General features: G+C 64.5%; 17 protein-coding genes. 6 read left to right on the top strand and 11 right to left on the bottom strand.

Features of this window, described 5'->3' with window-relative positions; genetic code table 11:
- Nucleotides 1-31: 31 nt before the first annotated feature.
- Nucleotides 32-3,754, bottom strand: a complete 3,723-nt coding sequence (locus HOY34_RS15640) for an Ig-like domain-containing protein (protein ID WP_172364483.1) — start codon at nucleotides 3,752-3,754, stop codon at nucleotides 32-34.
- 655 nt (nucleotides 3,755-4,409) lie between these two features.
- On the opposite strand from HOY34_RS15640, the gene HOY34_RS15635 reads away from it, so the two are divergent.
- Entirely contained in the window at nucleotides 4,410-4,670 is a 261-nt protein-coding gene (locus HOY34_RS15635) for a hypothetical protein (RefSeq protein WP_172364481.1), read from the top strand.
- Between the two features lie 20 nt (nucleotides 4,671-4,690).
- On the opposite strand, the gene HOY34_RS15630 is transcribed toward HOY34_RS15635, so the two are convergent.
- From HOY34_RS15630 to HOY34_RS15585, 10 genes are all read right to left on the bottom strand, one after another.
- Nucleotides 4,691-5,869: an alpha-hydroxy acid oxidase gene (locus HOY34_RS15630; protein WP_172364479.1), complete on the bottom strand. Its 1,179-nt coding sequence runs from the start codon at nucleotides 5,867-5,869 to the stop codon at nucleotides 4,691-4,693.
- A gap of 1 nt (nucleotide 5,870) precedes the next feature.
- Nucleotides 5,871-7,169 carry a hypothetical protein gene (locus HOY34_RS15625; RefSeq protein ID WP_172364477.1) on the bottom strand — a complete coding sequence of 433 codons (1,299 nt, stop codon included), beginning with the start codon at nucleotides 7,167-7,169 and terminating at the stop codon, nucleotides 5,871-5,873.
- Nucleotides 7,166-8,164 (bottom strand): zinc-dependent alcohol dehydrogenase, encoded by a 999-nt coding sequence (locus tag HOY34_RS15620; protein WP_172364475.1) that lies wholly within the window; start codon nucleotides 8,162-8,164, stop codon nucleotides 7,166-7,168. The genes HOY34_RS15625 and HOY34_RS15620 overlap by 4 nt, the downstream gene beginning before the upstream one ends.
- 4 nt (nucleotides 8,165-8,168) lie before the next feature.
- A complete protein-coding gene (hisD, locus tag HOY34_RS15615; protein ID WP_172364473.1) occupies nucleotides 8,169-9,494 on the bottom strand; it encodes a histidinol dehydrogenase in 1,326 nt (441 codons plus the stop codon).
- 18 nt (nucleotides 9,495-9,512) lie between these two features.
- Nucleotides 9,513-10,307 carry an ABC transporter permease gene (locus HOY34_RS15610; RefSeq protein WP_172364471.1) on the bottom strand — a complete coding sequence of 265 codons (795 nt, stop codon included), beginning with the start codon at nucleotides 10,305-10,307 and terminating at the stop codon, nucleotides 9,513-9,515.
- Nucleotides 10,307-11,260 carry an ABC transporter permease gene (locus HOY34_RS15605; RefSeq protein WP_172364470.1) on the bottom strand — a complete coding sequence of 318 codons (954 nt, stop codon included), beginning with the start codon at nucleotides 11,258-11,260 and terminating at the stop codon, nucleotides 10,307-10,309. Before HOY34_RS15605 ends, HOY34_RS15610 begins: the two co-directional genes overlap by 1 nt.
- A gap of 152 nt (nucleotides 11,261-11,412) precedes the next feature.
- Entirely contained in the window at nucleotides 11,413-12,519 is a 1,107-nt protein-coding gene (locus HOY34_RS15600; RefSeq protein WP_172364468.1) for an ABC transporter substrate-binding protein, read from the bottom strand.
- 62 nt (nucleotides 12,520-12,581) lie between these two features.
- Nucleotides 12,582-13,682, bottom strand: a complete 1,101-nt coding sequence (locus tag HOY34_RS15595; RefSeq protein WP_366926970.1) for an ABC transporter ATP-binding protein — start codon at nucleotides 13,680-13,682, stop codon at nucleotides 12,582-12,584.
- Nucleotides 13,683-13,823: 141 nt separating this feature from the next.
- Nucleotides 13,824-14,591 (bottom strand): glucose 1-dehydrogenase, encoded by a 768-nt coding sequence (locus HOY34_RS15590; RefSeq protein WP_172364466.1) that lies wholly within the window; start codon nucleotides 14,589-14,591, stop codon nucleotides 13,824-13,826.
- Nucleotides 14,592-14,715: 124 nt separating this feature from the next.
- A complete protein-coding gene (locus tag HOY34_RS15585) occupies nucleotides 14,716-16,059 on the bottom strand; it encodes a formimidoylglutamate deiminase (protein ID WP_172364464.1) in 1,344 nt (447 codons plus the stop codon).
- Between the two features lie 92 nt (nucleotides 16,060-16,151).
- On the opposite strand from HOY34_RS15585, the gene hutI reads away from it, so the two are divergent.
- Genes hutI through HOY34_RS15560 form a run of 5 tightly spaced genes read left to right on the top strand, consistent with a single transcriptional unit; the run spans nucleotide 16,152 to nucleotide 21,935 of the window.
- Complete coding sequence (gene hutI / locus HOY34_RS15580; protein ID WP_172364462.1) at nucleotides 16,152-17,351, top strand: imidazolonepropionase; 1,200 nt, start codon at nucleotides 16,152-16,154, stop codon at nucleotides 17,349-17,351.
- The gene (gene hutH, locus HOY34_RS15575) at nucleotides 17,348-18,877 is read left to right on the top strand and encodes a histidine ammonia-lyase (protein ID WP_172364460.1); all 1,530 of its coding nucleotides are present in this window, start codon (nucleotides 17,348-17,350) and stop codon (nucleotides 18,875-18,877) included. The genes hutI and hutH overlap by 4 nt, the downstream gene beginning before the upstream one ends.
- Nucleotides 18,877-19,677, top strand: a complete 801-nt coding sequence (hutG, locus tag HOY34_RS15570) for an N-formylglutamate deformylase (RefSeq protein WP_172364458.1) — start codon at nucleotides 18,877-18,879, stop codon at nucleotides 19,675-19,677. The genes hutH and hutG overlap by 1 nt, the downstream gene beginning before the upstream one ends.
- A gap of 9 nt (nucleotides 19,678-19,686) precedes the next feature.
- Nucleotides 19,687-21,393 carry a urocanate hydratase gene (gene hutU, locus HOY34_RS15565; RefSeq protein ID WP_172364456.1) on the top strand — a complete coding sequence of 569 codons (1,707 nt, stop codon included), beginning with the start codon at nucleotides 19,687-19,689 and terminating at the stop codon, nucleotides 21,391-21,393.
- The gene (locus HOY34_RS15560; protein ID WP_172364454.1) at nucleotides 21,390-21,935 is read left to right on the top strand and encodes a HutD/Ves family protein; all 546 of its coding nucleotides are present in this window, start codon (nucleotides 21,390-21,392) and stop codon (nucleotides 21,933-21,935) included. The genes hutU and HOY34_RS15560 overlap by 4 nt, the downstream gene beginning before the upstream one ends.
- Nucleotides 21,936-21,984: the final 49 nt, after the last annotated feature.

The raw sequence follows: 21,984 nt of genomic DNA, 5'->3' as shown, positions 1-21,984 counted from the left end.
ACCGGTTCTCCGGGTGACTTCCGGGACAGGATCAGATGAAGGACGTGTTGATGTCCTGATCCACCAGCACCGTCCCGCCGTCCATGACGTAGACATTGTAGTTCTGGCCGTCGATCTCGCGCACCCCTGTCGGCGTGGTATCCGTCAGCTGCAGCGTGACAGAGTCGTCCTGGCCGCCACGGATCACCAGCTCATTGTCGCCGCCGGTCAGTGCCAGAAGATCGGCATTGGTCAGCGTCAGACGGGCCTGCGGTGCCACGTTGAGGTCGATCGAGCTGAAGTCAAATCCCTGCAGCCCGGCGCGGTTCAGCTCGACGTTCACGTTGCCGCTGTTGTCGACGATGAAGAGGGTCGAGCTTTCGTTGCCAGCCGCATCGGTGTTTTGCAACACCAGGTAGCTGCCATCGCTGACACCCTCATCAAGGCTGTAGTGATTGGCCGGAACCCGGTTCCCACCACCCAGATTGACCTGTGTCGCGCCGACATCCAGATAGCTTTGTTCAACTGCGCCGCCGGTGCGGTCAACGCGGTAGATCGAGACGTCTTCACCATCTCTGGTGGTATAGAGCTCGGTCATCACGTTGCTGGTGGTGCCCTTGAAGAAGCCGATAACCCCAAGCGCATCCGGTGCCACCGTGTCGACGATCACATCGCGCGACAGGGTTGCGGTATTGCCCGCAAGGTCGGTCGCCGTCACGGTCGCCGTCAGGGTAACCCCATCTGCATCCGGCAGATACGAGCCCGGGATCGTCACGCTCCAGGTGCCATTCGCGCCAGCCCTGGTGGTAAGCGTCTCGCCGTTCGACAGCGTGACCACAACCGCGGCATAGGGCTCTACCGTGCCGCCGAAGGGCACACCGCTTGCGGCCTCATGTGCGTTGATATAGCCGTCGCCGCTGATTTTCGCATCGGCAGTGAAATCACGCACGATCCGGTCAATCACGATGGTCTCTGCCGGCAGCGTGCCGGTATTGCCATAACGGTCGGTGGCAACTGCCGTCAGACTGACCGAGGTTTCCCCCTGCGGGATCACGCCAGCCGGGATCACCACGGTCCAGGTCGTGCCCGTCACGGTGGCCGCATAGGGGCCATTCGCGCCAAACGTCACCTGCACCTGCGAACCCGCCTCAACCGTGCCCGACACCGTCAGACCCGAAGCAGCCTCGGCATTGTTCAGCACACCATCCGCCCCGGTCGAATTCCCGGTGACTTTGAAGGGGCTCACCACTGTGTCAACGTTCACCTCATGGGTCGCGGTCGCCACATTGCCTGCCGCATCAGTCGAGGTGACGCGTGCGGTTTGCTCCAGGCCGTTGCCGGTCGGGATCTCATTGGTGGCAAAGCTTGCGCGCCAGGTGCCGTCGGTGCCGACAGTCACGGTGCGGGTGCCCGAGCCGAACTCGACCACAACGGTTGCGCCTGCCTCACCCGTGCCGGTCAGCGTGACGCCGCGGGTGCGCTCGGCGCCCGAGATCACGTTGTCACCTGCCTGGATCGCATCGAATGCGACCGAGTTGCCAAGGTCGATACCGATGGTGCGGCTGGCGGTGGCGGTATTGCCATAGGCATCCGTCGCCGTCACGGTTGCAACCGTATTGGTCAGGATGGCGCTGCCCGAAACCGCCGGGAACACCACCGTCCAGGTGCCATTCGCAGCCACGGTCGCCGGAAGGGTCGAGCCCTGCCAGCTGACCGAAACCACCGCGCCGGGCTCGGCCGTGCCGGTCAGCACGACATTGGTTGCCTCAGAGGCATTGACGATATCGTCGCCCGCCACCTTCCCGGTGAAAGCAACCGAGGTCTGGGTGTCGATGCGGAACGTGTGGCTTTCCGAGCTGGAGTTGCCCGCCGCATCGGTCGAATTGGCCACAATCGTCGCGTTATATTCGCCAGCCGGCAGGGTGCCTGCGGGAACATTCAGCGTCCAGGTGCCGTCAGCGCGGGTGGTCACGGTCTGGGTATAGGTGGTGCCCTGGGCGGTGATCGTCACCTCCAGCACAGCGCCTGCAACCGAGGTGCCGGTGACTGCGAAACCAAGAGTGTTTTCGCCGCCGCTGACCACATTGTCGCGGGTGACATTGTCGAAATCGATCGGGTTCGGAACCGTGTCGACCACCAGGTGGTCGGTGATGACAGTGGTATTGCCCAAAGGATCGGTCGCGGTGACGGTGATCCCGGTGGTATATTCACCGGTGCGGATCTCGGTGGTGGTAAAGACAACCGACCAGGTGCCATCGGCCGCGATAACGGTCGTGTGGCTGTGGCCTTCGATCTCAACTTTCACCTTCGCGCCGGGTTCACCCGTGCCGCCGATACGGACGCCATCGGTATAGTCAGCCGCGTTTTCGACATGGCCAACCGTTTTCGAGCCCTCGGTGATATCCACATCCGGCGGCGTCAGGTCGAGGATGAAATCCGGGCCCGGCAGCGTGGTGGTGGTGCCATCGCCATGTTCGAACACGGCCTCGGCCTCATAGGTGCCATCGGGCGGCAGATTGGTGCCCGGGAAGGTCACCCCCCAGGTGCCATCTTCGTCGATGACGGTCGTGACGGTTTTGTCGCCGATGGTGACGGTAACCTTGTCGCCAGGTTCGCCCGTGCCGGTAACCTCAAGATCCTTGTCCGGGGTCGCAATGATCACGGTTTTCGGATCGGCCGGGTCAACGGTCGGCGGGCGCGGATCAACGGGGCCAGTCGGGCCGGTCGGATCGACGGGGCCGGTCGGGCCGGTCGGATCAACAGGGCCGGTCGGGCCAGTCGGGTCAACGGGGCCAGTCGGGCCGGTCGGATCAACGGGGCCGGTCGGGCCAGTCGGATCAACGGGGCCGGTCGGGCCGGTCGGATCAACGGGGCCGGTCGGGCCGGTCGGATCAACGGGGCCGGTCGGGCCGGTCGGATCTACGGGGCCAGTCGGGCCGGTCGGATCAACGGGGCCGGTGGGACCGGTCGGATCAACGGGGCCAGTCGGGCCGGTCGGATCAACGGGGCCGGTCGGGCCAGTCGGATCAACGGGGCCGGTCGGGCCGGTCGGATCAACAGGGCCGGTCGGGCCAGTCGGATCAACAGGGCCGGTCGGGCCGGTCGGATCAACCGGGCCAGTCGGGCCGGTCGGATCAACGGGGCCAGTCGGGCCGGTCGGATCAACGGGGCCGGTCGGGCCAGTCGGATCAACGGGGCCGGTCGGGCCAGTCGGATCAACGGGGCCGGTGGGACCACCATCACCATCGCTGCCACCGCCGCCGCCAGCCACCAGGCCAACAAGACCAAGCCCAGCCGCACCAGCGCCCAGACCACCCAGGCCAATCAGGCCAGGCGCGAACATCGCCATGCCTGCAGGCTCATCAACAGCGCCCCCAGCCAGCGCCAGGTCATCGCCCTGAGCAAAGCGCAGCGCATCGAGGTTCGAGTATTTGTCCCAGCCCTCGACCGCGCCATAGCTGGCATAAAGCCCGCCTTCGCCGGAATTCGAAAGCTGCACAGCAACGATTTCGCCATTTTGCGAAAGATACAGCTGATTGGCCGCGCCCGAGGTGACGAAATAGCCATCAAGAACAACCGTGCGACCGTCAATCAGCGTCACAACAAGGTCGTCGCCTTGCTTGGTGTAGCTGGCAATGCTCTGGCGCGACAGATTCAGCGAAACCGAATCACCAGCACCCATCTGAATGAAATTATTGTTCGTATCGGCCGCAACAGAACCGCGTGCCGTACCGCCCGCAGAATCGCGGACGACGAATTGAATCGCCTTAGCCATTTTACTACTCCGCCTCATTCCGCCGGACTCTTTGGCCCGGCATATTTTTATTGACGCACTTGTGGCGTCTATTGCCGACCTGAATAGCCCGCTTTGACTTTCATTTCCAGTAGGTAAGAGGCTGCCCCCCTGGGGATCGCCACAATTTTTCCCAGGTTCCACCCGAAAGTGGGTCTTTTCGGCAACCCCTGGAGAGGCGATTTCTACCCCGGGTAGAAACCGAGATATGGCCAATACGCCTATTTATTGCGGCAGCATTTCCCCCCAATACCAAACCCTGTTTTCACCCGGCCCGAAACCGGGGGTGGCGGGCAGAACAAATCACGAAGACCCAAAAACCACAGCCGCCTGACAAATTTGATTGACAGATGCGTGATCTGTTGGCGCGGCCTCGCCGATTGCAGATTGCGGGGCTTCATGACAGTCTTTGTCCCGCCGGGCGTCAGCCTGCATCTCCAGCCAGCATGTTCTGGCTTTCGGGCGGGATGCGCTGATCCTGCCGTGCGCCCCGGACCGCCGGGCGCCCTCTGTCCAGCCCCCGTCGTGCCCTTTGGGTGCGCCCATTGGCAAATTGGCCGTAAATATCTGCAAAGGTGTCCTGATGAACCAGCCGCGCAACCACTCTCTTATACCAGCTGCTCTGGCAGGGCTTTTTATGACACTGACTGCCGCCTGCGTCGCCCCGGCGGCCCCGCCCACGACCGCAGCGACAGCACCTGCCCCCGCCCCAGCCCCGCAGGCCGAGCCTGTTCTGGATGCCGCCGGAAAAGCGCGGGTCGAGGCGCGGCTGCGCGCGCTTGAGCCCGACTTCTGGACGAGGCGCTCGCGCGATGGCGAGGCTGCCGCCAATGAATGGCTGCGCAAACAGGCGGTTGAGATCAGCCGGGAAGAGGCGCGGCGGGGCGCGGCAGGTTAAACCTGCCGCTTATCCTGTCCTCAGTCCAGGCGGCGCAGCAGCTGATCTGCCGGGCCCGCCTTCAGCTGATCGACCGAGTTCAGCCCCATCAGCTGCAGCGTGATGCCGATCTCGGCCGACAGCAGATCGATCAGCCGCGCAGCGCCCCATTGCCCCTCGGCGGCGACGGCCCAGGCAAAGGGCCGCCCCATCATCACCGCATCCGCGCCCAAAGCCAGCGCCTTGGCGATATCGCTGCCGCGCCGGAAACCGCTGTCGACAAACAGCTCGGGGCCTGATCCCTGTGCTGGCCCCAGGGCCGCCCGCATCCCCGCCACCTGCGCGATTGTTGAGAGGCCGTGATCCAGCTGCCGCCCGCCGTGATTGGACAGAACCACGCCATCGACGCCGCTTTCCCGCGCGATTTCAGCATCCCTCGGATCCGCGATGCCCTTGATCACCAGCCGCCCCGGCCAGCGGTCACGCAACCACTTCACCTTGTCCCAGGTCAGCCGCTTATCAAGGCGCGACGATAGCGCCGAGGCCTGGGCCAGCGCGCCCCGGCCAAATTCGGACCTGCCCTCAACCAGTTCGACCCCCGGAAAACCGTTGCGCAAGAGATCCAGCGACCAGCGCGGACGCTGCGCGAATTGCCAGGCCAGCCCCGGCGTGATCCGCGTCACCGCGCGAAAGCCGTTTCTGTTGTCGCGCTCACGCACCGAGGTGATCGCGGTGTCAACGGTCAGGAAGATCATCTGCACCCCGGCGGCGCGACAGGCCTCAAGATAGCTGTCATTCACCGCAGGGTCGCGGTCGAGATACAGCTGAAACGCCAGGTTTTCGCCCAGCCGCGGCGCAAGGCTGGCAATCCCTTTGATCGAGAATGTCGAAAGGCCAAAGGGCACCCCCGCTGCCTTTGCCGCCAGCCCCACCAGCAGATCACCATCGCGACGGTAAAGCCCCAGAAACCCCACCGGCCCGGGGAAGAAGGGCCGCGACCAGCGCCGCCCCAGATAGCTGGCCGAAAGATCCGGTTCCGGCGCCAGATCATGCAGCACGCGCTGCGCCAGGGCATAGCGCTCAAACTCCTGGCTGTTGCGGCGCAGGGTGGTCTCGGAAAACGCGCCGCCCTCGATATAATCGGCGAAGATCTTTGGCAGACGCTTGCGGGCAGCCAGACGGAAGTCTTCGCTGTTCTGATAGCGGCGCTCGCGTGACATCTTATACCCCCGAATCTGACCCGGATGGCCGGATCGCATCGAAAAACCGGGTCATACGGTCCTGGCCCTGCACAGGTCGCGCCCCGCAGATGATCGCCTGCGAAAGCCCGATGGCCGAGCTTTGCGGATTGTGCCGCCCCGCCCCCGCCCGCAGGTTCATCACCATCGTCGGGCAGAGGAACAGCGCCAGCCGCACCACCTCTTCCCAGTCAGCGGGCAGCATGCCCTGCGCGGCCAGATGGGAAAGCCAGGGCTTCCAGAAGGCCTCGGCCTTGACCTGCAGCAGCGCCTCACGCAGGCGGCCCGGCTGCCAGTCACTCTCTATATATATGTGCTCGCCCGTCAGCCGGGCTGAGACCTGCCAGCGCCCCGGCACCATATCGCTGTCATAAAGCCAAAGCGGATGGGCCAGGATATTGTGGAAAGTGGATTTCACCTCGGCCAGCAGTGAGGGCACGTCCTCGCCCGCAAAAGCCGGATCGAAGAAGGCGAGATGATCGGCCTCCGCCCCGCGCTCATACCAGACATTGGCGTTATGGGCGTCGCCATGGGCCACGATCCCGCCCGCATCGGCCAGGCGCTCTGGCATCAGGCGCTGATGCGCGGCGTCGAAAAGTGCGCCGAGCGGGCGGTCATACTCAACGCCATTGATCACCGGGGTCGCGGTGCTGATCTGATCCCAGGGCGCGCTCACCCCCGGAAGCGTGAATTCCTTGCCGATATAGAATGACGCCAGCCGCCCGGCGGGATATGTCCCACTGGCGGGGTCAATCAGACGCTCATGGAACAGGCGGTGGATGGGCTCGGCCCGCGACTGCGCTGGCGTTATCCGGTGCAGGCTGTCTTTCGCCACCGACAGCAGTTTCTCGTTCAGCCCGCGCTCCGCCGAGAGCGCACGTGCCTCGGCCGCAGCATCCGGGGCCAGATCCAGGGCGCGAAGCACATCGGAAAAGCGCGGATCTTCGCGGCGGCGATAGACGAGGATCTGCTCGCCTGGCAGGGTTGAGGACAGGATCGGCTGATCCACCGGCAGCCCGGCGCGGGCGAGGATATCGGCGCGGTAATATTCGCCGCGCATCTCTTCCTCGCCTTCTTCCTGGTGGAACTTGAAGAAACACGCGCCCTTTTCGCAGGTGAAGAACCCGTTCAGAGAGTTCAACGAATATTGGTCGTGATTGATCGTGACGCCCTCGGCGGTGATGCCAAAGGTCTGGCCCAGGAAGGCCGCCAGCATTGCCTCGGCCCGGGCGGGGTCTTTGGCGGCGACAGCGCGGATTTCGGCGGTGCGTGACATGGTCATGCCTGCTTCCCCGGCAGGATTATGGTTTTCGCGCCCAGCACCTCTCCCGCCAGATGGCGGGCATAGGCTGCGGGCACATCCGCCAGCGCAATCTCTGAATCGATCAGCTGATCCAGCTGCGCGGAAAGGGCGGGCAGCTGGGCCACCGCCTCGGGCAGCTCCTCCCCGAAAGCATGGCATCCCGCCAGCCGGATCTCGCGCTCGACCAGCAGCGTCGGGTTGAGGGTCAGATCGCGCGATCCGATCCCCACCAGCGCAATCGCGCCACCGCCGCGCAGGGTCTGGATCAGGGTGCCGATCACCTCGGGGCTGCCCGTGGCATCGACCGCATATCGCGGCGGCTTCGCCCCTGGACTGTCGAGGCTGGCAATCGTGCCGCCAAAGGCCTTTGCCGCCCGCGCGGCCCGGGTCTGATTGCGATCAACGATGCTGACGGGGTGGCCGTAATGCGCCAGCACAAGGCCGACAAGCGCACCGATTGCCCCCGCGCCCGTCACCAGCACCGGGGCGCCGGTGGGCGCGGCCAGCAGGCGCACAGCATGCAAAACGACCGCCAGAGGCTCGGCCATCGCCAGATGCCTTGCAGGGATATCGGCAGAGGCCTTAACCACGTTTTTAGCCGGAATAGTGACGTATTCGGCGAAGCCGCCGTCGATCACCTCGCCCAGAAATCCGAGCTTTTCACAGATCTGGCTTAGCCCCTCGCGGCAGTGGTCGCAGACGCCGCAGGTCACGCGGCTGTCGACCGCCACCGTATCGCCCGGGGCCACATGGCTGACGCCCGCGCCCACCGCCGTGATCATGCCCGTGAACTCATGCCCCGCGACCGAGGGGCTGCGGCTGATCCAGGCCCCGGTTGCGAAATTATGCAGATCAGAGCCGCAAATCCCCGCCGCCGTCACCCGCAGCGTCACCTCATCCGCCCCCGGCGGCGCGGGCGAGGCAATCTCCTCGACCCGCAGATCCCTGACGCCGTAAAGGCGAACCGCCTGCATTGCCTCAGCCCTTCAGATATTGCTTGCGGATGTCGGAAACCGCATTGGCGTGATTGTCGAACCCTTCATAGCGCGCCAGCGTGCCCGCAGCCTGCGCCAGTTCCGGGAAGGCCTTGGCGGTGACATAGCCGACCGACGAGCGGCGGATGAAATCGCTGACCGAAAGCGGGCCATAGGTCCGCGCGCCCTTTGAGGTCGGCAGCACAGCATTCGGGCCGAGGCAGAAATTGCCGATGGAAACCGGCGTATGCGGGCCCATCAGGATCTCGGCGGCAGCGGTGATTTCGCCCAGATGCTCGAAGGGGTTTTCCGACAAAAGCTGCAGGTGTTCGGGCGCGTAATCGTTGATGAAGGCATAGGCCTCAGCCAGGGTTTCCGTCACCAGGATACCGCCATGGGTGCCGCAAAGCACCGCTTTGGAAAAGCCGACGCGCTGCTCACCCATCCGCGACCAATGCTCTGGCAGCGCGGCCAGAGCCTCGTCAGCGACACGCCGCGAGTTCGTGACCAGCCAGGCCGAGCTGTCGGGGCCATGTTCGGCCTCGATCAGCAGATCCAGCGCCGCGAGGCCGCCATGCACGGTTTCATCGGCGAAGATGATCGATTCCGACGGCCCGGCAGGCAGGCCCGGGTCGATCACGCCCGACAAAAGGCGCTTGGCCGCCACCACCCAGGGGCTGCCCGGCCCGACGATCTTATGACAGGGCCGCACGGTTTCCGTGCCATAGGCCGCCGCCGCCACTGCCTGGGCGCCGCCCGCCTTATAGACCGTTTTCACCCCCGCCAGACGCGCCGCGACCAGCGTCGCCGCATCGACCTTGCCGCCCGGAATCGGTGGCGTGAAAATGGCGATATTCGGCACGCCAGCCACCACCGCAGGCACCCCGGTCATCATCGTCACCGAGGGGAAAGACCCCTTGCCGCGCGGCACATAAAGCGCGACCGAGTCAATCGGGATGAACCGATCCCCGGCAAAGGCACCGGGGCGGATTTCCTTCAGCGTCATCGGCTCTGGCAGTTGCTCCTCATGGAAGGAACGGATGTTCGAGATGCCCAACTCGATGGCGCGGATCACCTCGGGCTCGACCAGGGTGAAGGCCTCGTCAAACTCGGCCTCGGTCACTTTCAGGCGGTCTGCCGTCAACCCCTCAGCCTTGTCCAGGGTCACGCCGAACTCAACCAGCGCCGCGTCGCCACGGGTCTTCACCGCCTCGATGATCGCGGGAACCTTCTCCAGGAAGGCCGAAAGGTCGGTCTCGGATCGCGCCAGCAGCGCCTCACGCTCGGCCGCGCTCAGATCGGCCAGGATTTTGAAATTGACCTCAGCCATGGGAAGGCCCTCTCACAGTCATTTGGATTTCAGGAAGATTTCAAGCCCGACCAGGCGGTCAAGCAGCCAGATCACCGCCAGGGCGATCACGATGAACACGACGGACACCGCAGCCAGATCGGGCGTGATGATCGAGCGGATCGAGTTGTAGATCAGCACCGGCAGCGTGACGATCCGCGCGTCGACCAGCAAGAGGCTGACCAGAAACTCATTCATCGCCAGGATGAACATCAACAGGCTGCCGGTGATGACGCCGGGCATGACCGCCGGCAGGGTGACGTGGAAAAACGTCTGCACCCGCCCCGCGCCGCAGCTTTGCGCCGCCAGCTCCAGATCCGGGTCCAACAGCACGGCGGAAGATGAGACCGACCAGATGATGAACGGAAGGTTAATCACCGCACAGGCAATGCCAACGGGCCAAAGGCTGCCCAGAACATGCCACTGACCAAAGACCAGCATCAGCCCAATCCCCGAGCCGATCAGCGGAATGGTAAAAGGCAACAACAGATAGACCTGGATCGCGGTGGTGAACCGCAGCCGAAAGCGCGACAGCGCCAGCCCGGCCAGCGTTCCAACCGGGATCGCCACCGCCGTGCAGATCGCCGCCACGATCAGCGAGCGTAAGAACGCCTGCTGCAGATCCCGCGCCAGCGCGATCTTCTCATACCATTGCAACGAGAGGCCCTGCGGCGGAAAGGCGACCATATTCCCCGCCGTCAGACTGGCCCCCAGCACCACCAGCGTCGGCAAAGACAGCGTGATGATCGAGAACCACACGAGGCCCCAGATGGTGATCTTCTGGCTGCGCGACATCACTTGCGCCCCCCCATCGCCAGTGTGCCCGCCCCAAAGACCATGAACACCAGCCCCACCAGAATTGATCCAGCCGCCACCAGCATCAGCGCAAGCGCCGCGCCAAGCCCCTGATCCGCCGTGCGGAAGAACTGGTCATAGATCGCATTGGCGATGAAGTCCTGGCTGCCGCCGCCCAGCATCGCAGGCACCGCGAAATCGGTCAGCGTCAGGGTAAATACGACCAGCCCCGCGCCGATCAGCCCCGGCTTCGCCATCGGCAACAGCACATGCCAGAAGATCCGGGGCCAGCTTGCGCCCAGAGACCCTGCCGCCGTCTCGGTTTCCTCCGGGATCGCGGTCAGCGCGGGCACCAGCAGCAAAACCGCAAAGGGCAGCATATATTGCACCAGCCCGAAAATCACCGCGCCGTAATTGAACAACAGCCGCATCGGCGCGACGCCGATCAGGCCAAGCGCCTCATTCACCATGCCGGAATTGCCCAGGATGATCAGCCAGCCATAGGCCCGCACCACCTGGCCAATGAAAAACGGCAAAAACAGCGTGATCAGCAGCGCCTTGCGGATCCAGGCCTTCCGCACCCTCACCAGCGCATAGGCATAGGCAAATGCCAGGATCAGCGTCAGCACCGTCGTCAAAGCCGCCGCCGAGACTGATCGCCAGGCCACCGTCAGATAGACCTTCGTCCCCAGCGCCTTCTCATAATTCGTCAGCGACCAGTCTTCCGAGGGCAAAAACGTCGCCGTATCCAGCACCCGCAAAGACGAATCCGCGATCTGCACCAGCCCCAGCACCAATAGCCCGACCAGCAAAAGCGCAGGCGCGATGAACAACCAGCCGGTGTGGCGCGCCATCGAGCGCGGCCAGACAATATCCGCCAGGCGTTCAACGCCATCCATCAGCCGCCAATGCAGCGGGTAGCGAAAATCCTGCTTTGGGCCAGGCTCAGACATCAGCATCATCCGAAAAATTGGCCTGCCCGCCAGACCCCCGGCGGGCAGAAGCGCTAAGGGGGTCCGGGGGGCTTGCCCCCCGGCTACCGCTGACGGTGTCGCCCGGGCCGCAAGGCCAGGACGCAAACCGTCAGCCCCCCCGATCCGGGCACTCAGCCCTGCATAATCTCTTTGAACTTGCCGAACCATTCGCTTTCATTCTCGACCTGCACCTTGGTCGAGATGCGGATCAGATGCGACATCTCCTCGGGCGTATCCGGGTAAGACGGATCATCCACCAGATCGGCGGGCGGCGTCAGCCCAGGCACCACGCCCGGCAGGCCCAGCCCGTCACACCAGACCTGCTGCGCGTCTTTCGAGATGGCGAAGTTAATATATTCCTTCGCCCAGTAAAGCTCATTTTCCGGCAGGCCCTTCGGGATCCAAAGGCCATCGGTATCGAACTTCGCGCCCTCTTCCGGCACGGTCCAGGCCAGATCAACGCCGTTCTTCTTCGCTTCCCGCGCATTGGTGGAAATCGTGCAGGCCAGATCAATCTCGCCATTCTGGAACCAGGCGGTGAAATCGGGGTCTTCGCCCAGCAGCGGCTGCTGCTCTTTCACCTGGGCAATGAAATCCCAGGCCGCTTGCATATTGGCCGGAATATCTTCCAGCTTGCCGCCACCCGCCACCTGGGCCGGGAAGTGGAAGCCGATCCCGTCATTGTAAAGCGCAATGCGGCCCCTGAACTTCGGGTCGAGCATTGCCTTCCAGGAGGTCGGCGCACCATCCGGGAATGCCTCGGGGCGGTAGGCCAGCACATAGACATAGCCATAGGTGTTGACGATCGGATACCCGTCGAGGCCCACCGGCTTTGCCAGATCCGTCGTCCCGGCAAGGTTCGACAGATCCGAAAGATCCTCAGTCACGCCCCGCAGCGCCGATTTGGTCGCATTGGTGGTGGTGTCCCAGTTGATATGAATCGGCGGCACCCGACCCTGAGCCACAGCGGCCCAGACCTTCGGCTGGATCTCATTGTCCTCGGTCAGGTCGTGGCGCACCTGAATGCCGGTTGCGGCGGTGAACGGATCCGAGACGCCCTTCTTCAGCGCCTCAACCCAGGAGCCACCCCAGGCTCGCACGATGATCTCAGCCGGTTTGGCGGGCGCATCCTGCGCCATCAGCCGCCCGGGCAGCGTGCCCATCAGCGCCGCCGCACCCGCCGCCGCCGTTCCGCGCAACAGAGCGCGGCGATTGGGGCGATAAAGCATATTCGTCATGTCTCAGGTCTCCTTGTTGGTTGCGCCCACATGGCCCGCAATCGGACTGGCACACAGTCTTTTCACCCTTTGTCAGCCGCAAAGATCAGCAGATCGCCCGCGGTCCAGCCGACGCTGACGCTTGCGCCCTTTGCCAGCTGATCAAGCCCGGCGGGGTCATGATGGTAGATCTGCACCTCTGCGGCCAAAGCAGGCAACGTCACGAAGCAAAGCAGACGCTCGCCCTCAAAAACAATATCCGTCACCTGACCCTGCACGACGGTGTCACAGCCCGGCAGCGGCGCACCCGCAGGCGCGATGCGGATCTGTTCCGCCCGGATCGCGCCCAGACAGGCCACCCCAGGCGCCAGATCCGCCACGGCCTGGCCCGCGCAATCGATGCCGTTCACCTCTATCCCCGCCGCGCTGCGCCGGCCCTTCAGAAAACTGCTGACCCCGATGAAATGGGCAACAAAGGGGTTGGCCGGGCGGCGATACATTTCGGCGGGGGCGGCATGTTGCTGGATCTGCCCCTGATCCATGACGATGATCTCATCCGAGACCACCAGCGCCTCACGCTGATCATGGGTGACATTGATCGTCGTCACGCCCAGCTCTTTCTGGATGCGGCGAAACTCCAGCTGCATCTCTTCGCGCAGCTTGCGGTCCAGCGCGGCCAGCGGCTCGTCCAGCAGCAAAAGTTCCGGCTCAAACACCAGCGCCCGTGCAATGGCGACGCGCTGCTGCTGTCCGCCCGACAGCTCATGGATCCGGCGCGCGCCAAAGCCGCCCAGCCGCACCAGCTCCAGATAACGCTCCACCCGGCCCGCGATCTCAGCAGGGTTGAAGCGGCGCATCTTCAGCGGGAAGGCCACATTCTGCGCCACCGTCATATGCGGAAAAAGCGCCAGCTTCTGAAACACCATCCCGACCGAGCGCCGATGCGGCGCGACCGCATCCGCAGGCTTGCCGCCGATCAGGATCTGGCCGCGCGTCGGCGTCTGAAACCCGGCGATCATCCGCAAAAGCGTGGTCTTGCCAGAGCCAGATGGCCCCAGAATAGTCAGGAACCGCCCCCGGCCCAGGGCAAAGCCCGCGTCTTTCACCGCCATCGCGGCCCCGGTGCCGAAATCCATATCGACACCCTCGGCCACCACTGCTGCCGGTTGCTGCACGCCGCTCACCCCTGTTTCCTCCGGTCGTTTCTGCCCATGGTTTGGGCCCTTCCGCTGTCTTTTCTCACGCTGACCAATGCTCATGTATATATCTGAGAGGCATTCCGGCCCTCACCCCGGGGGTGATTGCCCGATATTTGTGCAGCCCGCTCAGATCGAGGCCAGATAGCCGCCATCAATACCGATACATTGCCCGGTGATATAGGCCGAAGCGTCAGAGGCCAGAAAAATCACCGCGCCAATCAGATCCTGCCCCTGGCCAAAGCGGCGCTGCGGGATCTTGTCCAGCATCGCGCTGGCCCAGTCCTCATTCTGGTAGAAAACCTCGGTCATGGCGGTGCGGAAATAACCCGGCGCGATGGCATTGACCCGCACACCCCGCCCGGCCCATTCGGCCGACAGCGCCCGCGTCATCCCCAACAGCCCCGATTTCGACGCGCCATAAGGCGTGGCCGTCGGCACCCCCACATAGGACGTCAGCGAGCACATGTTGATTACCGCACCCCGCCCCCGCGCCAACATGCCCCGCGCCACGGCCTGGGTGACGAAAAACGCACCCTTCAGATTGGTGTCGACGATCCTGTCCCAAAGCTGTTCGGGCAGATCCTCAGACGGGTGGATCTCTTCCACCCCGGCATTGTTCACCAGGATATCAATCGCGCCGATATCGGCCAAAACAGTCTCTGCGCCTGCAATATCAGCCTGATCCAGCGCCAGTGCCGTCACCACGCCACCGGCCGCCCGGATCTGTGCGGCGGTCTCTTCCAGTGCGGCCAAACTGCGGGCCGTGATCACCAGCTCAGCCCCGGCCTGCGAAAGCCCAAGCGCAATAGCCTGGCCAAGCCCGCGGCTGGCCCCGGTCACCAGCGCCCGGCGTCCGTGCAGCGAGAAAAGAGAGAGGGGCTGATCCAGGCTCATGTCAGGCATCCATGCGGCGATACCGCAGGCTTTATCACCTTTCACGCGAGAGAAAACGCCCTCGCAACAACTTTTGCAGGCGACGCGTTCGGCAAATCAGGGGCGCAGCCTCCTTTTCGGGCGGTCACCCTGCGGCAACAACCTCGCGCAGCACCTGCGAATACGCCGCACCAATAGGGTCTCGCAGATGGTGACGTCCCTCTTTCACCAGATGCTGACCACTGGCCCAGACATCGGCGACCCGCAGATCGCGGCCAAAGATCCAGCGATCCAGGATCTGATCACCGCCAGCCAGATCCAGCCCCAGCGGATCATGCAGCGCAACCAGATCGGCGGGGGCCCCGATTGCAATCACCGGATCGGGGGCCGAAAGCGCCTGCGCCCCGCCCGCCAGCGCCGCCGTATAAAGCGACGCCCCGGTCGAGCCCGCCTCTGTCATCACATTGCGGGCCCGCTGCGCCAACCGCTGCGAGTATTCCAGCTGCTTCAGCTCTCCGCTCAGGGTGATTTCGACATTGCTGTCAGTGCCGATCCCATAACGCCCGCCTGCCGCAATGAAATCGGCGCCCGGGAAAATACCGTCGCCCAGATTGGCCTCTGTCAGCGGGCAGAGGCCCACCACTGCACCCGAATTTGCGATCCCGCGCAGCTCATCCGGGCTGAGATGGGTTGCGTGAATCAGGCACCAGGATGGCCCAACGGGCGCATTTTGCAGCAGATAATCGACCGGACGCGCGCCCGAAAAGGCAAGGCAATCCTCGACCTCTTTCACCTGCTCGGCGATATGGATGTGGAAGGGGCGGCCCAGGAAATCCTGCGCCAGGCGGTTGATCTGGGCGATGCTGGCGGCCCGCAGGCTGTGCGGCGCGACGCCGACACGGTCCTGCGGACGGGCCATCGCCTCGCAGGCCTCAACCAGCCGTGCAAAGCTGTCATAATCATGCAGAAAGCGCCGCTGCCCCTCGCCCGCGGGCTGCGGACCAAAGCCACCATGGGCGTAGAAAACCGGCAGATGGGTCAACGCGATCCCGGTCTCTGTCGCGGCGGCAAAGATCCGCGTCGACATCTCTGCCGGGTCGGCATACCGCCCGCCATCCGGGGCGTGGTGCAGGTAGTGGAACTCGCCCAGCCGGGTATAGCCCGCCTCAAGCATCTCGACACAGGCCAGCGCGGCCACCGCCTGCATCTGATCCGGCGTCAGGCTTAGCGCAAAGCGGTACATCACCTCGCGCCAGGTCCAGAATGAGTCACGCCCCGGCCCGCGCAGCTCTGTCAGGCCCGAAAACCCGCGCTGAAAGGCGTGGCTGTGCAGATTGCTCATTCCCGGCAGCAGGATTTCGGTGCGGTGATCGCCAGGCTCTGGCGCGACACCCGCCGAGAGCCCGGTGATCTGCCCGCCCGCAATCTCCAGGCGCAGATCCCGCACCCAGCCCGCCGGTGTCAGCGCCGTCTTTGCATGAATGGCCATTGCCCGCCCCCGCCTGATGTAAAAATCGCTTCCCTCAGTGCCGCCATTATGTATAGACTTAAAAACACCCAAGGCAAAGCGAAAGAAGCCGTATGACTGCTACGCTTTACACAAATGCGCGGATTGTAACCTGCGATGGCCAGGTCAGCCGCGATCCTGCGGCAGGCGCGCTTGAGGTTCAGACCGAGGCCGGGCGTATCACCGCCGTCGGTCCGGATCTGCCACGGCGCGGGCAAAAGATCGTCGATTGCGGGGGGCGGATGATGACGCCAGCGCTGATCGACTGTCACACGCATCTGGTCTTCGGCGGCGACCGCGCCAATGAGTTTGAGATGCGCCTCGATGGCGTTGCCTATGAGGAAATCGCCCGCCAGGGCGGTGGCATCCGGGCCTCGATGCTGGCCACGCGGGCGATGTCGGTCGAGGAGCTGGTGCAGGCCAGTCTGCCGCGCCTGGACCATCTGCTGGCCGAGGGCGTCACCACGGTAGAGATCAAGTCCGGCTATGGGCTTTCCATTGAGGCCGAGCTGAACATGCTGCGCGCCGCGCGGCGCCTTGGGCAGATCCGCCCGGTGCGGGTGCTGACGACCTGGCTTGCCGCCCATGCGCTGCCCCCCGAATACGCCGGGCGTCACGCGGCCTATATCCAGGAGGTTGCCATTGCCGGGCTGGAGGCTGCCCATGCCGAGGGTCTGGTCGACGCGGTGGATGCGTTTTGTGAGGGCATAGCCTTCAGTTCAGCCATGTTAGAGCCGCTTTTTCTGCGCGCCCAGGCCCTGGGCCTGCCAGTGAAAATCCATTCAGAGCAACTCTCGCATCAGGGTGGAACGGCCCTGGCCGCCCGCTTCAACGCGCTTTCTGCCGACCATCTGGAACATGCGACTGCCGCAGATGCGGCGCTTATGGCGGCCTCTGGCACCGTGGCCACCCTGCTGCCCGGCGCGTTTTATATGCTGCGCGAGACGGTGCTGCCCCCCGTTCAGGCCTTCCGCGATCACGGCGTGCCGATGGCGCTTTCGACCGATTGCAACCCGGGCACCTCGCCGCTGACCTCGGTGCTGCTGACGATGAACATGGGCGCGACGCTTTTCCGGCTGACCGTCGCCGAATGCCTGCTGGCGGTCACCGCCAATGCCGCCCGCGCCCTGGGACTGCAGGGCGAGACGGGGCGCATCGCGCCCGGCCTTTCCGCCGATCTGGCGCTTTGGAATGTCACCCGGCCCGCGCAACTGGTGGCGCGGATCGGTTTCAACCCCCTTCACACCCGCATTTTCCAGGGAAAAAGCCAATGACAGAGACACTTATCCCCGGCCAGGTGCCACTTTCCCTGCTGCGCCGCATCTGGTGGGAGGGGATCACCCCACGCCTTGATCCATCCGCCGATGCCGGGATCAACCGCGCCGCCGCCCGCATCGCCGAGGTCGCCGCCGGCGATAAGGCGGTCTATGGCGTGAATACCGGCTTTGGCAAACTGGCCTCGATCCGCATCGAGGCCCGCGATGTCGCCACACTGCAGCGCAATCTGATCCTGTCGCATTGCTGCGGCGTCGGTCAGCCCCTGCCCGAGGCGGTGGTGCGGCTGATCCTGACGCTGAAGCTGATGTCTCTGGGGCGCGGCGCCTCGGGCACGCGGCCCGAAGTCGTGGCGCTTTTAGGCTCTATGCTGGCCAAAAACGTGATTCCGGTGATCCCCGAAAAGGGTTCGGTCGGGGCCTCGGGCGATCTTGCGCCGCTGGCGCATATGGCCGCCGTGATGATCGGTGAGGGCGAGGCATTCTATAACGGCACCCGCCTTTCCGGGGCCGAGGCGCTGGCGCAGGCCGGGCTGAAACCCGTGGTGCTGGCCGCGAAAGAGGGGCTGGCGCTGATCAACGGCACGCAAGTCTCGACCGCGCTGGCGCTGGCGGGACTGTTTCGCGCCGAGCGGGCGCTCAGGGCCGCGATCATCACCGGGGCGCTTTCGACCGATGCCGCAATGGGCTCGACCGCGCCTTTCGCCGAAGAAATCCACACCCTGCGCGGCCATCAGGGCCAGATCGACGTGGCGCGGGCCCTGCGCGAGCTGCTGGAAGACAGCCAGATCCGCACCAGCCATGTCGAGGGGGATGAGCGCGTCCAGGACCCCTATTGCATCCGCTGTCATCCGCAGGTCGCGGGCGCCGCGCTGGATGTGCTGCGCCAGGCCGCCCGCACCCTTGAGATTGAGGCCAATGCCGCCACCGACAACCCGCTGATCCTGTCCGACGGTCAGGTGGTCTCGGGCGGCAATTTCCATGCCGAGCCGGTGGCTTTCGCCGCCGATATGATCGCGCTGACCGTGGCCGAGATCGGTGCAATCGCGCAGCGCCGCGTCGCGCTGCTGGTCGATCCGGCGCTGTCTTATGGCCTGCCCGGGTTCCTGACGCCAAAGCCCGGTCTGAATTCCGGCATGATGATCGCCGAGGTCACCACAGCGGCCCTGATGAGCGAAAACAAACAGATGGCGCATCCGGCCAGCGTCGATTCCACCCCCACCTCGGCCAACCAGGAGGACCATGTCTCGATGGCCTGCCACGGGGCGCGCAGACTGCTGGCGATGACGCAGAACCTTTACTGGATCGTGGGCGTCGAAGCGATGATCGCCGCTCAGGGCGTGCATCTGCGCGGGCCGCTGAAATCCTCGCCCCGGCTTGAGGCCGCGATTGAGGCGATCCGCACCCGCATCCCGGTGCTGGATACCGACCGTTTCATGGGCGCGGATATGGAGGCGGCGGGCGAGCTGATCGCCTCTGGCGCGCTGGAACCCGCAGGCGCAGGTCTGCTGCCCGAGGTGGGCTGATGGAACCCTTCACGCTGCAGCAGGGCGACAGCCCGATGATCCTGGCCTTTCCGCATGCGGGATTTGCGCTGCCGGGTGAGGTGGCCGCGCGTCTGAATGACGAGGGGCGGCTTTGCCGTGATACCGACTGGCAGATCCAGCACCTCTATGCTGATCTGATCCCCGGCCTGACCACGATTACCGCCAATACCTCGCGCTATGTGATCGACCTGAACCGTGATCCGGGCGGAAACAGTCTCTATCCCGGCCAAACCACCACCGGGCTGATCCCGGAAACCACCTTCGACAATGTGCCGATCTGGCGTGAGGGTGCCGGGCCGACACCCGCCGATGTGACGCATTGGCTGGCCAGGCTGCACCGCTCCTATCACGCCGCGCTGCAGGCCCAGATTGCGCGGGTGAAAGCGCGGCATGGCGTGGCGATTGTCTATGATTGCCACTCGATCCGCTCGCAGATCCCCTGGCTGTTTGACGGCGTGCTGCCCGATCTGAATATCGGCACCGATGGCGGCGTAACCTGTGCGCCTGAAATCGAGGCAGCGGTGGTCGAGATCGCCCGCGCCTCTGGCCATACTTCGGTGCTGAATGGCCGTTTCCGAGGCGGCTGGACAACGCGCCACTATGGGCAGCCGGACACAGGCGTCCATGCGATCCAGATGGAGCTGGCCCAGATCAGCTATCTGAAGACCGAGGATCCGCCCTTCATGACCGACCCGCAAAAGGCCGATCATCTGCGCATCACCCTGACAAAAATAGTCTCTAAGCTGGCCGAAATCGCGCCCAGCCTGGCAAAACGCTAAGAGGTTCACATGACCAATTCCGGGACAGTAACCCGACACAATGCCCGCGACATCTATCCGCCGACCGGGACAGAGATCAGCTGTAAAACCTGGGCTGCCGAGGCCGCCTTGCGCATGCTGATGAACAACCTGCACCCCGACGTCGCCGAGAACCCGCATGAGCTGGTGGTCTATGGCGGCATCGGTCGCGCCGCCCGCAGCTGGGAGGATTTCGACCTGATCGTGGATGCGCTGCGCGACCTTGAGGCCGATGAGACGCTGCTGGTGCAATCGGGCAAGCCCGTTTCTATCGTGCGCACCCATACGGATGCGCCCCGCGTGTTGATTGCCAATTCGAACCTCGTGCCCCGCTGGGCGACGTGGGAACATTTCAACGCGCTCGATAAAAAGGGCCTGATGATGTATGGCCAGATGACCGCTGGCTCCTGGATCTATATCGGGGCGCAGGGCATCGTTCAGGGCACCTATGAGACCTTTGCCGAGATGGGCCGCCAGCATTACAACGGCGATCTGACCGGGAAATGGGTGCTGACCGGGGGCCTTGGCGGTATGGGCGGGGCGCAGCCGCTGGCCGCCGTTTTCGCGGGCGCGTCCTGTTTGGCGGTTGAGGTCGATGAGACCCGGATCGATTTCCGTATCCGCACCAGATACCTGGACGCGAAGGCCAAAACCCTGGACGAGGCGCTGGCGCTGATCGCCGAATGGACGGCCAGGGGCGAGGCAAAATCGGTGGGCCTTCTCGGCAATGCGAGCGAGATCTTCCCCGAGATCCTGCGCCGTCAGCTGGCCGGAGAGGCACTGCCGAATGGCGGCCCGGATATCGTGACCGACCAGACCTCTGCCCATGATCCGGTGCATGGCTATTGCCCGGCAGGCTGGAGTGTGGGCGAGTGGCGCGCGCGTCAGGAAAGCGATCCAGCCGCGGTAGACCGCGCCGCGCGGGCCTCGATGCGGGATCATGTCGAGGCGATGGTCGGCTTTCACGACGCGGGCGTGCCGACCGTTGATTACGGCAACAATATCCGCCAGATGGCCCAGGAAGAGGGCTTTGAACGCGCCTTTGCCTTCCCCGGTTTCGTGCCTGCCTGCATCCGGCCGCTGTTTTGCCAGGGGATCGGGCCGTTCCGTTGGGCCGCGCTGTCCGGCGACCCCGAGGACATCGCCAAAACCGATGCGGCGATGAAAAAGCTCTTCCCGGAAAACACCCATCTGCATCGCTGGCTGGATATGGCCGCCGAGCGGATCGCGTTCCAGGGCCTGCCCGCCCGCATCTGTTGGATCGGGCTGGGGGATCGTCACCGCGCCGGGCTGATGTTCAACGAGATGGTGGCAAGCGGCGAGCTGAAAGCCCCCATCGTGATCGGGCGCGATCATCTGGATTCTGGTTCGGTCGCCAGCCCGAACCGTGAGACGGAAGGCATGATGGACGGCTCAGACGCCGTTTCTGACTGGCCGCTGCTGAATGCGCTGACGAATACCGCCTCAGGCGCGACCTGGGTTTCCATTCACCATGGCGGCGGCGTTGGCATGGGCTTTTCGCAGCATGCGGGCGTGGTGATCGTCGCCGATGGCACCCCCGAAGCCGCGAAACGGCTGGAGCGGGTTTTGTGGAACGACCCCGCCTCGGGCGTGATGCGTCATGCGGATGCGGGGTATCAGATCGCCAAAGACTGCGCCCGTCTGCATGGCCTGCGCCTGCCCGGTATCATGCGGTGAGCGAGGGGATCTACCCCGCCCGGGGCCGGATCTTCCGGCCCTGGAAAAACGGCGGCGGCGAGACGGCCGAGATCGCAATATCGCCCGTTTCCGCAGGAACAGAGACGTTTTCCTGGCGAATTTCGACGGCCTGGGTGGCGCAGGACGGGCCATTCTCGCACTTCCCCGGCATCGACCGCATTCTGACGGTGATAGAGGGCGGGCCGATGCTGCTGGAGGTCGAGGGCAAGCCCATCGTGATGGATGAAACCAGCCCAGCCCTGACCTTTGCCGGAGAGGCCGCCGTTACCGCCCGCCTGCTGGGCCCGCCGCTTCTGGACTTCAACCTGATGCTGCGCCGCCCGCGCAAAGCCCACACGCATAAGGGCCAGTTCAACCCGGATCTGGGGGCGCAGATTTTGCTGCTGACAGAGCCCTGGGCGGGCTTTGAACGGCTGGACCTGATCGATTTCAGCCAGCGGCCCGATCTGCGCCAGGGGCTGCGCGGCGCCAGGGGGATCGCCGTCTGCTTTGAGGCAGAGACCACCTCAAAGCCCCGCTGACGAAAACAGCCCGCCGAAAACCGGCGGGCTGCTGTCAGATCATAGCTGC

Origin of the sequence: Pseudogemmobacter hezensis, assembly GCF_013155295.1 — a bacterium.
Classification (GTDB): domain Bacteria; phylum Pseudomonadota; class Alphaproteobacteria; order Rhodobacterales; family Rhodobacteraceae; genus Pseudogemmobacter; species Pseudogemmobacter hezensis.
This window is presented reverse-complemented; position numbering and strand designations above follow the sequence as displayed.

Bases quoted from the DNA above. Each gene is read 5' to 3' on its own strand.
- hisD (WP_172364473.1), bottom strand. From the start codon at position 9,494: ATGGCTGAGGTCAATTTCAAAATCCTGGCCGATCTGAGCGCGGCCGAG.
- hutI (WP_172364462.1), top strand. From the start codon at position 16,152: ATGACTGCTACGCTTTACACAAATGCGCGGATTGTAACCTGCGATGGC.
- HOY34_RS15610 (WP_172364471.1), bottom strand. From the start codon at position 10,307: ATGTCGCGCAGCCAGAAGATCACCATCTGGGGCCTCGTGTGGTTCTCG.
- HOY34_RS15630 (WP_172364479.1), bottom strand. From the start codon at position 5,869: ATGTCACGCGAGCGCCGCTATCAGAACAGCGAAGACTTCCGTCTGGCT.
- HOY34_RS15625 (WP_172364477.1), bottom strand. From the start codon at position 7,169: ATGACCATGTCACGCACCGCCGAAATCCGCGCTGTCGCCGCCAAAGAC.
- HOY34_RS15620 (WP_172364475.1), bottom strand. From the start codon at position 8,164: ATGCAGGCGGTTCGCCTTTACGGCGTCAGGGATCTGCGGGTCGAGGAG.
- HOY34_RS15640 (WP_172364483.1), bottom strand. From the start codon at position 3,754: ATGGCTAAGGCGATTCAATTCGTCGTCCGCGATTCTGCGGGCGGTACG.
- HOY34_RS15605 (WP_172364470.1), bottom strand. From the start codon at position 11,260: ATGTCTGAGCCTGGCCCAAAGCAGGATTTTCGCTACCCGCTGCATTGG.
- hutU (WP_172364456.1), top strand. From the start codon at position 19,687: ATGACCAATTCCGGGACAGTAACCCGACACAATGCCCGCGACATCTAT.
- HOY34_RS15635 (WP_172364481.1), top strand. From the start codon at position 4,410: ATGACACTGACTGCCGCCTGCGTCGCCCCGGCGGCCCCGCCCACGACC.
- hutH (WP_172364460.1), top strand. From the start codon at position 17,348: ATGACAGAGACACTTATCCCCGGCCAGGTGCCACTTTCCCTGCTGCGC.
- hutG (WP_172364458.1), top strand. From the start codon at position 18,877: ATGGAACCCTTCACGCTGCAGCAGGGCGACAGCCCGATGATCCTGGCC.
- HOY34_RS15585 (WP_172364464.1), bottom strand. From the start codon at position 16,059: ATGGCCATTCATGCAAAGACGGCGCTGACACCGGCGGGCTGGGTGCGG.
- HOY34_RS15600 (WP_172364468.1), bottom strand. From the start codon at position 12,519: ATGACGAATATGCTTTATCGCCCCAATCGCCGCGCTCTGTTGCGCGGA.
- HOY34_RS15590 (WP_172364466.1), bottom strand. From the start codon at position 14,591: ATGAGCCTGGATCAGCCCCTCTCTCTTTTCTCGCTGCACGGACGCCGG.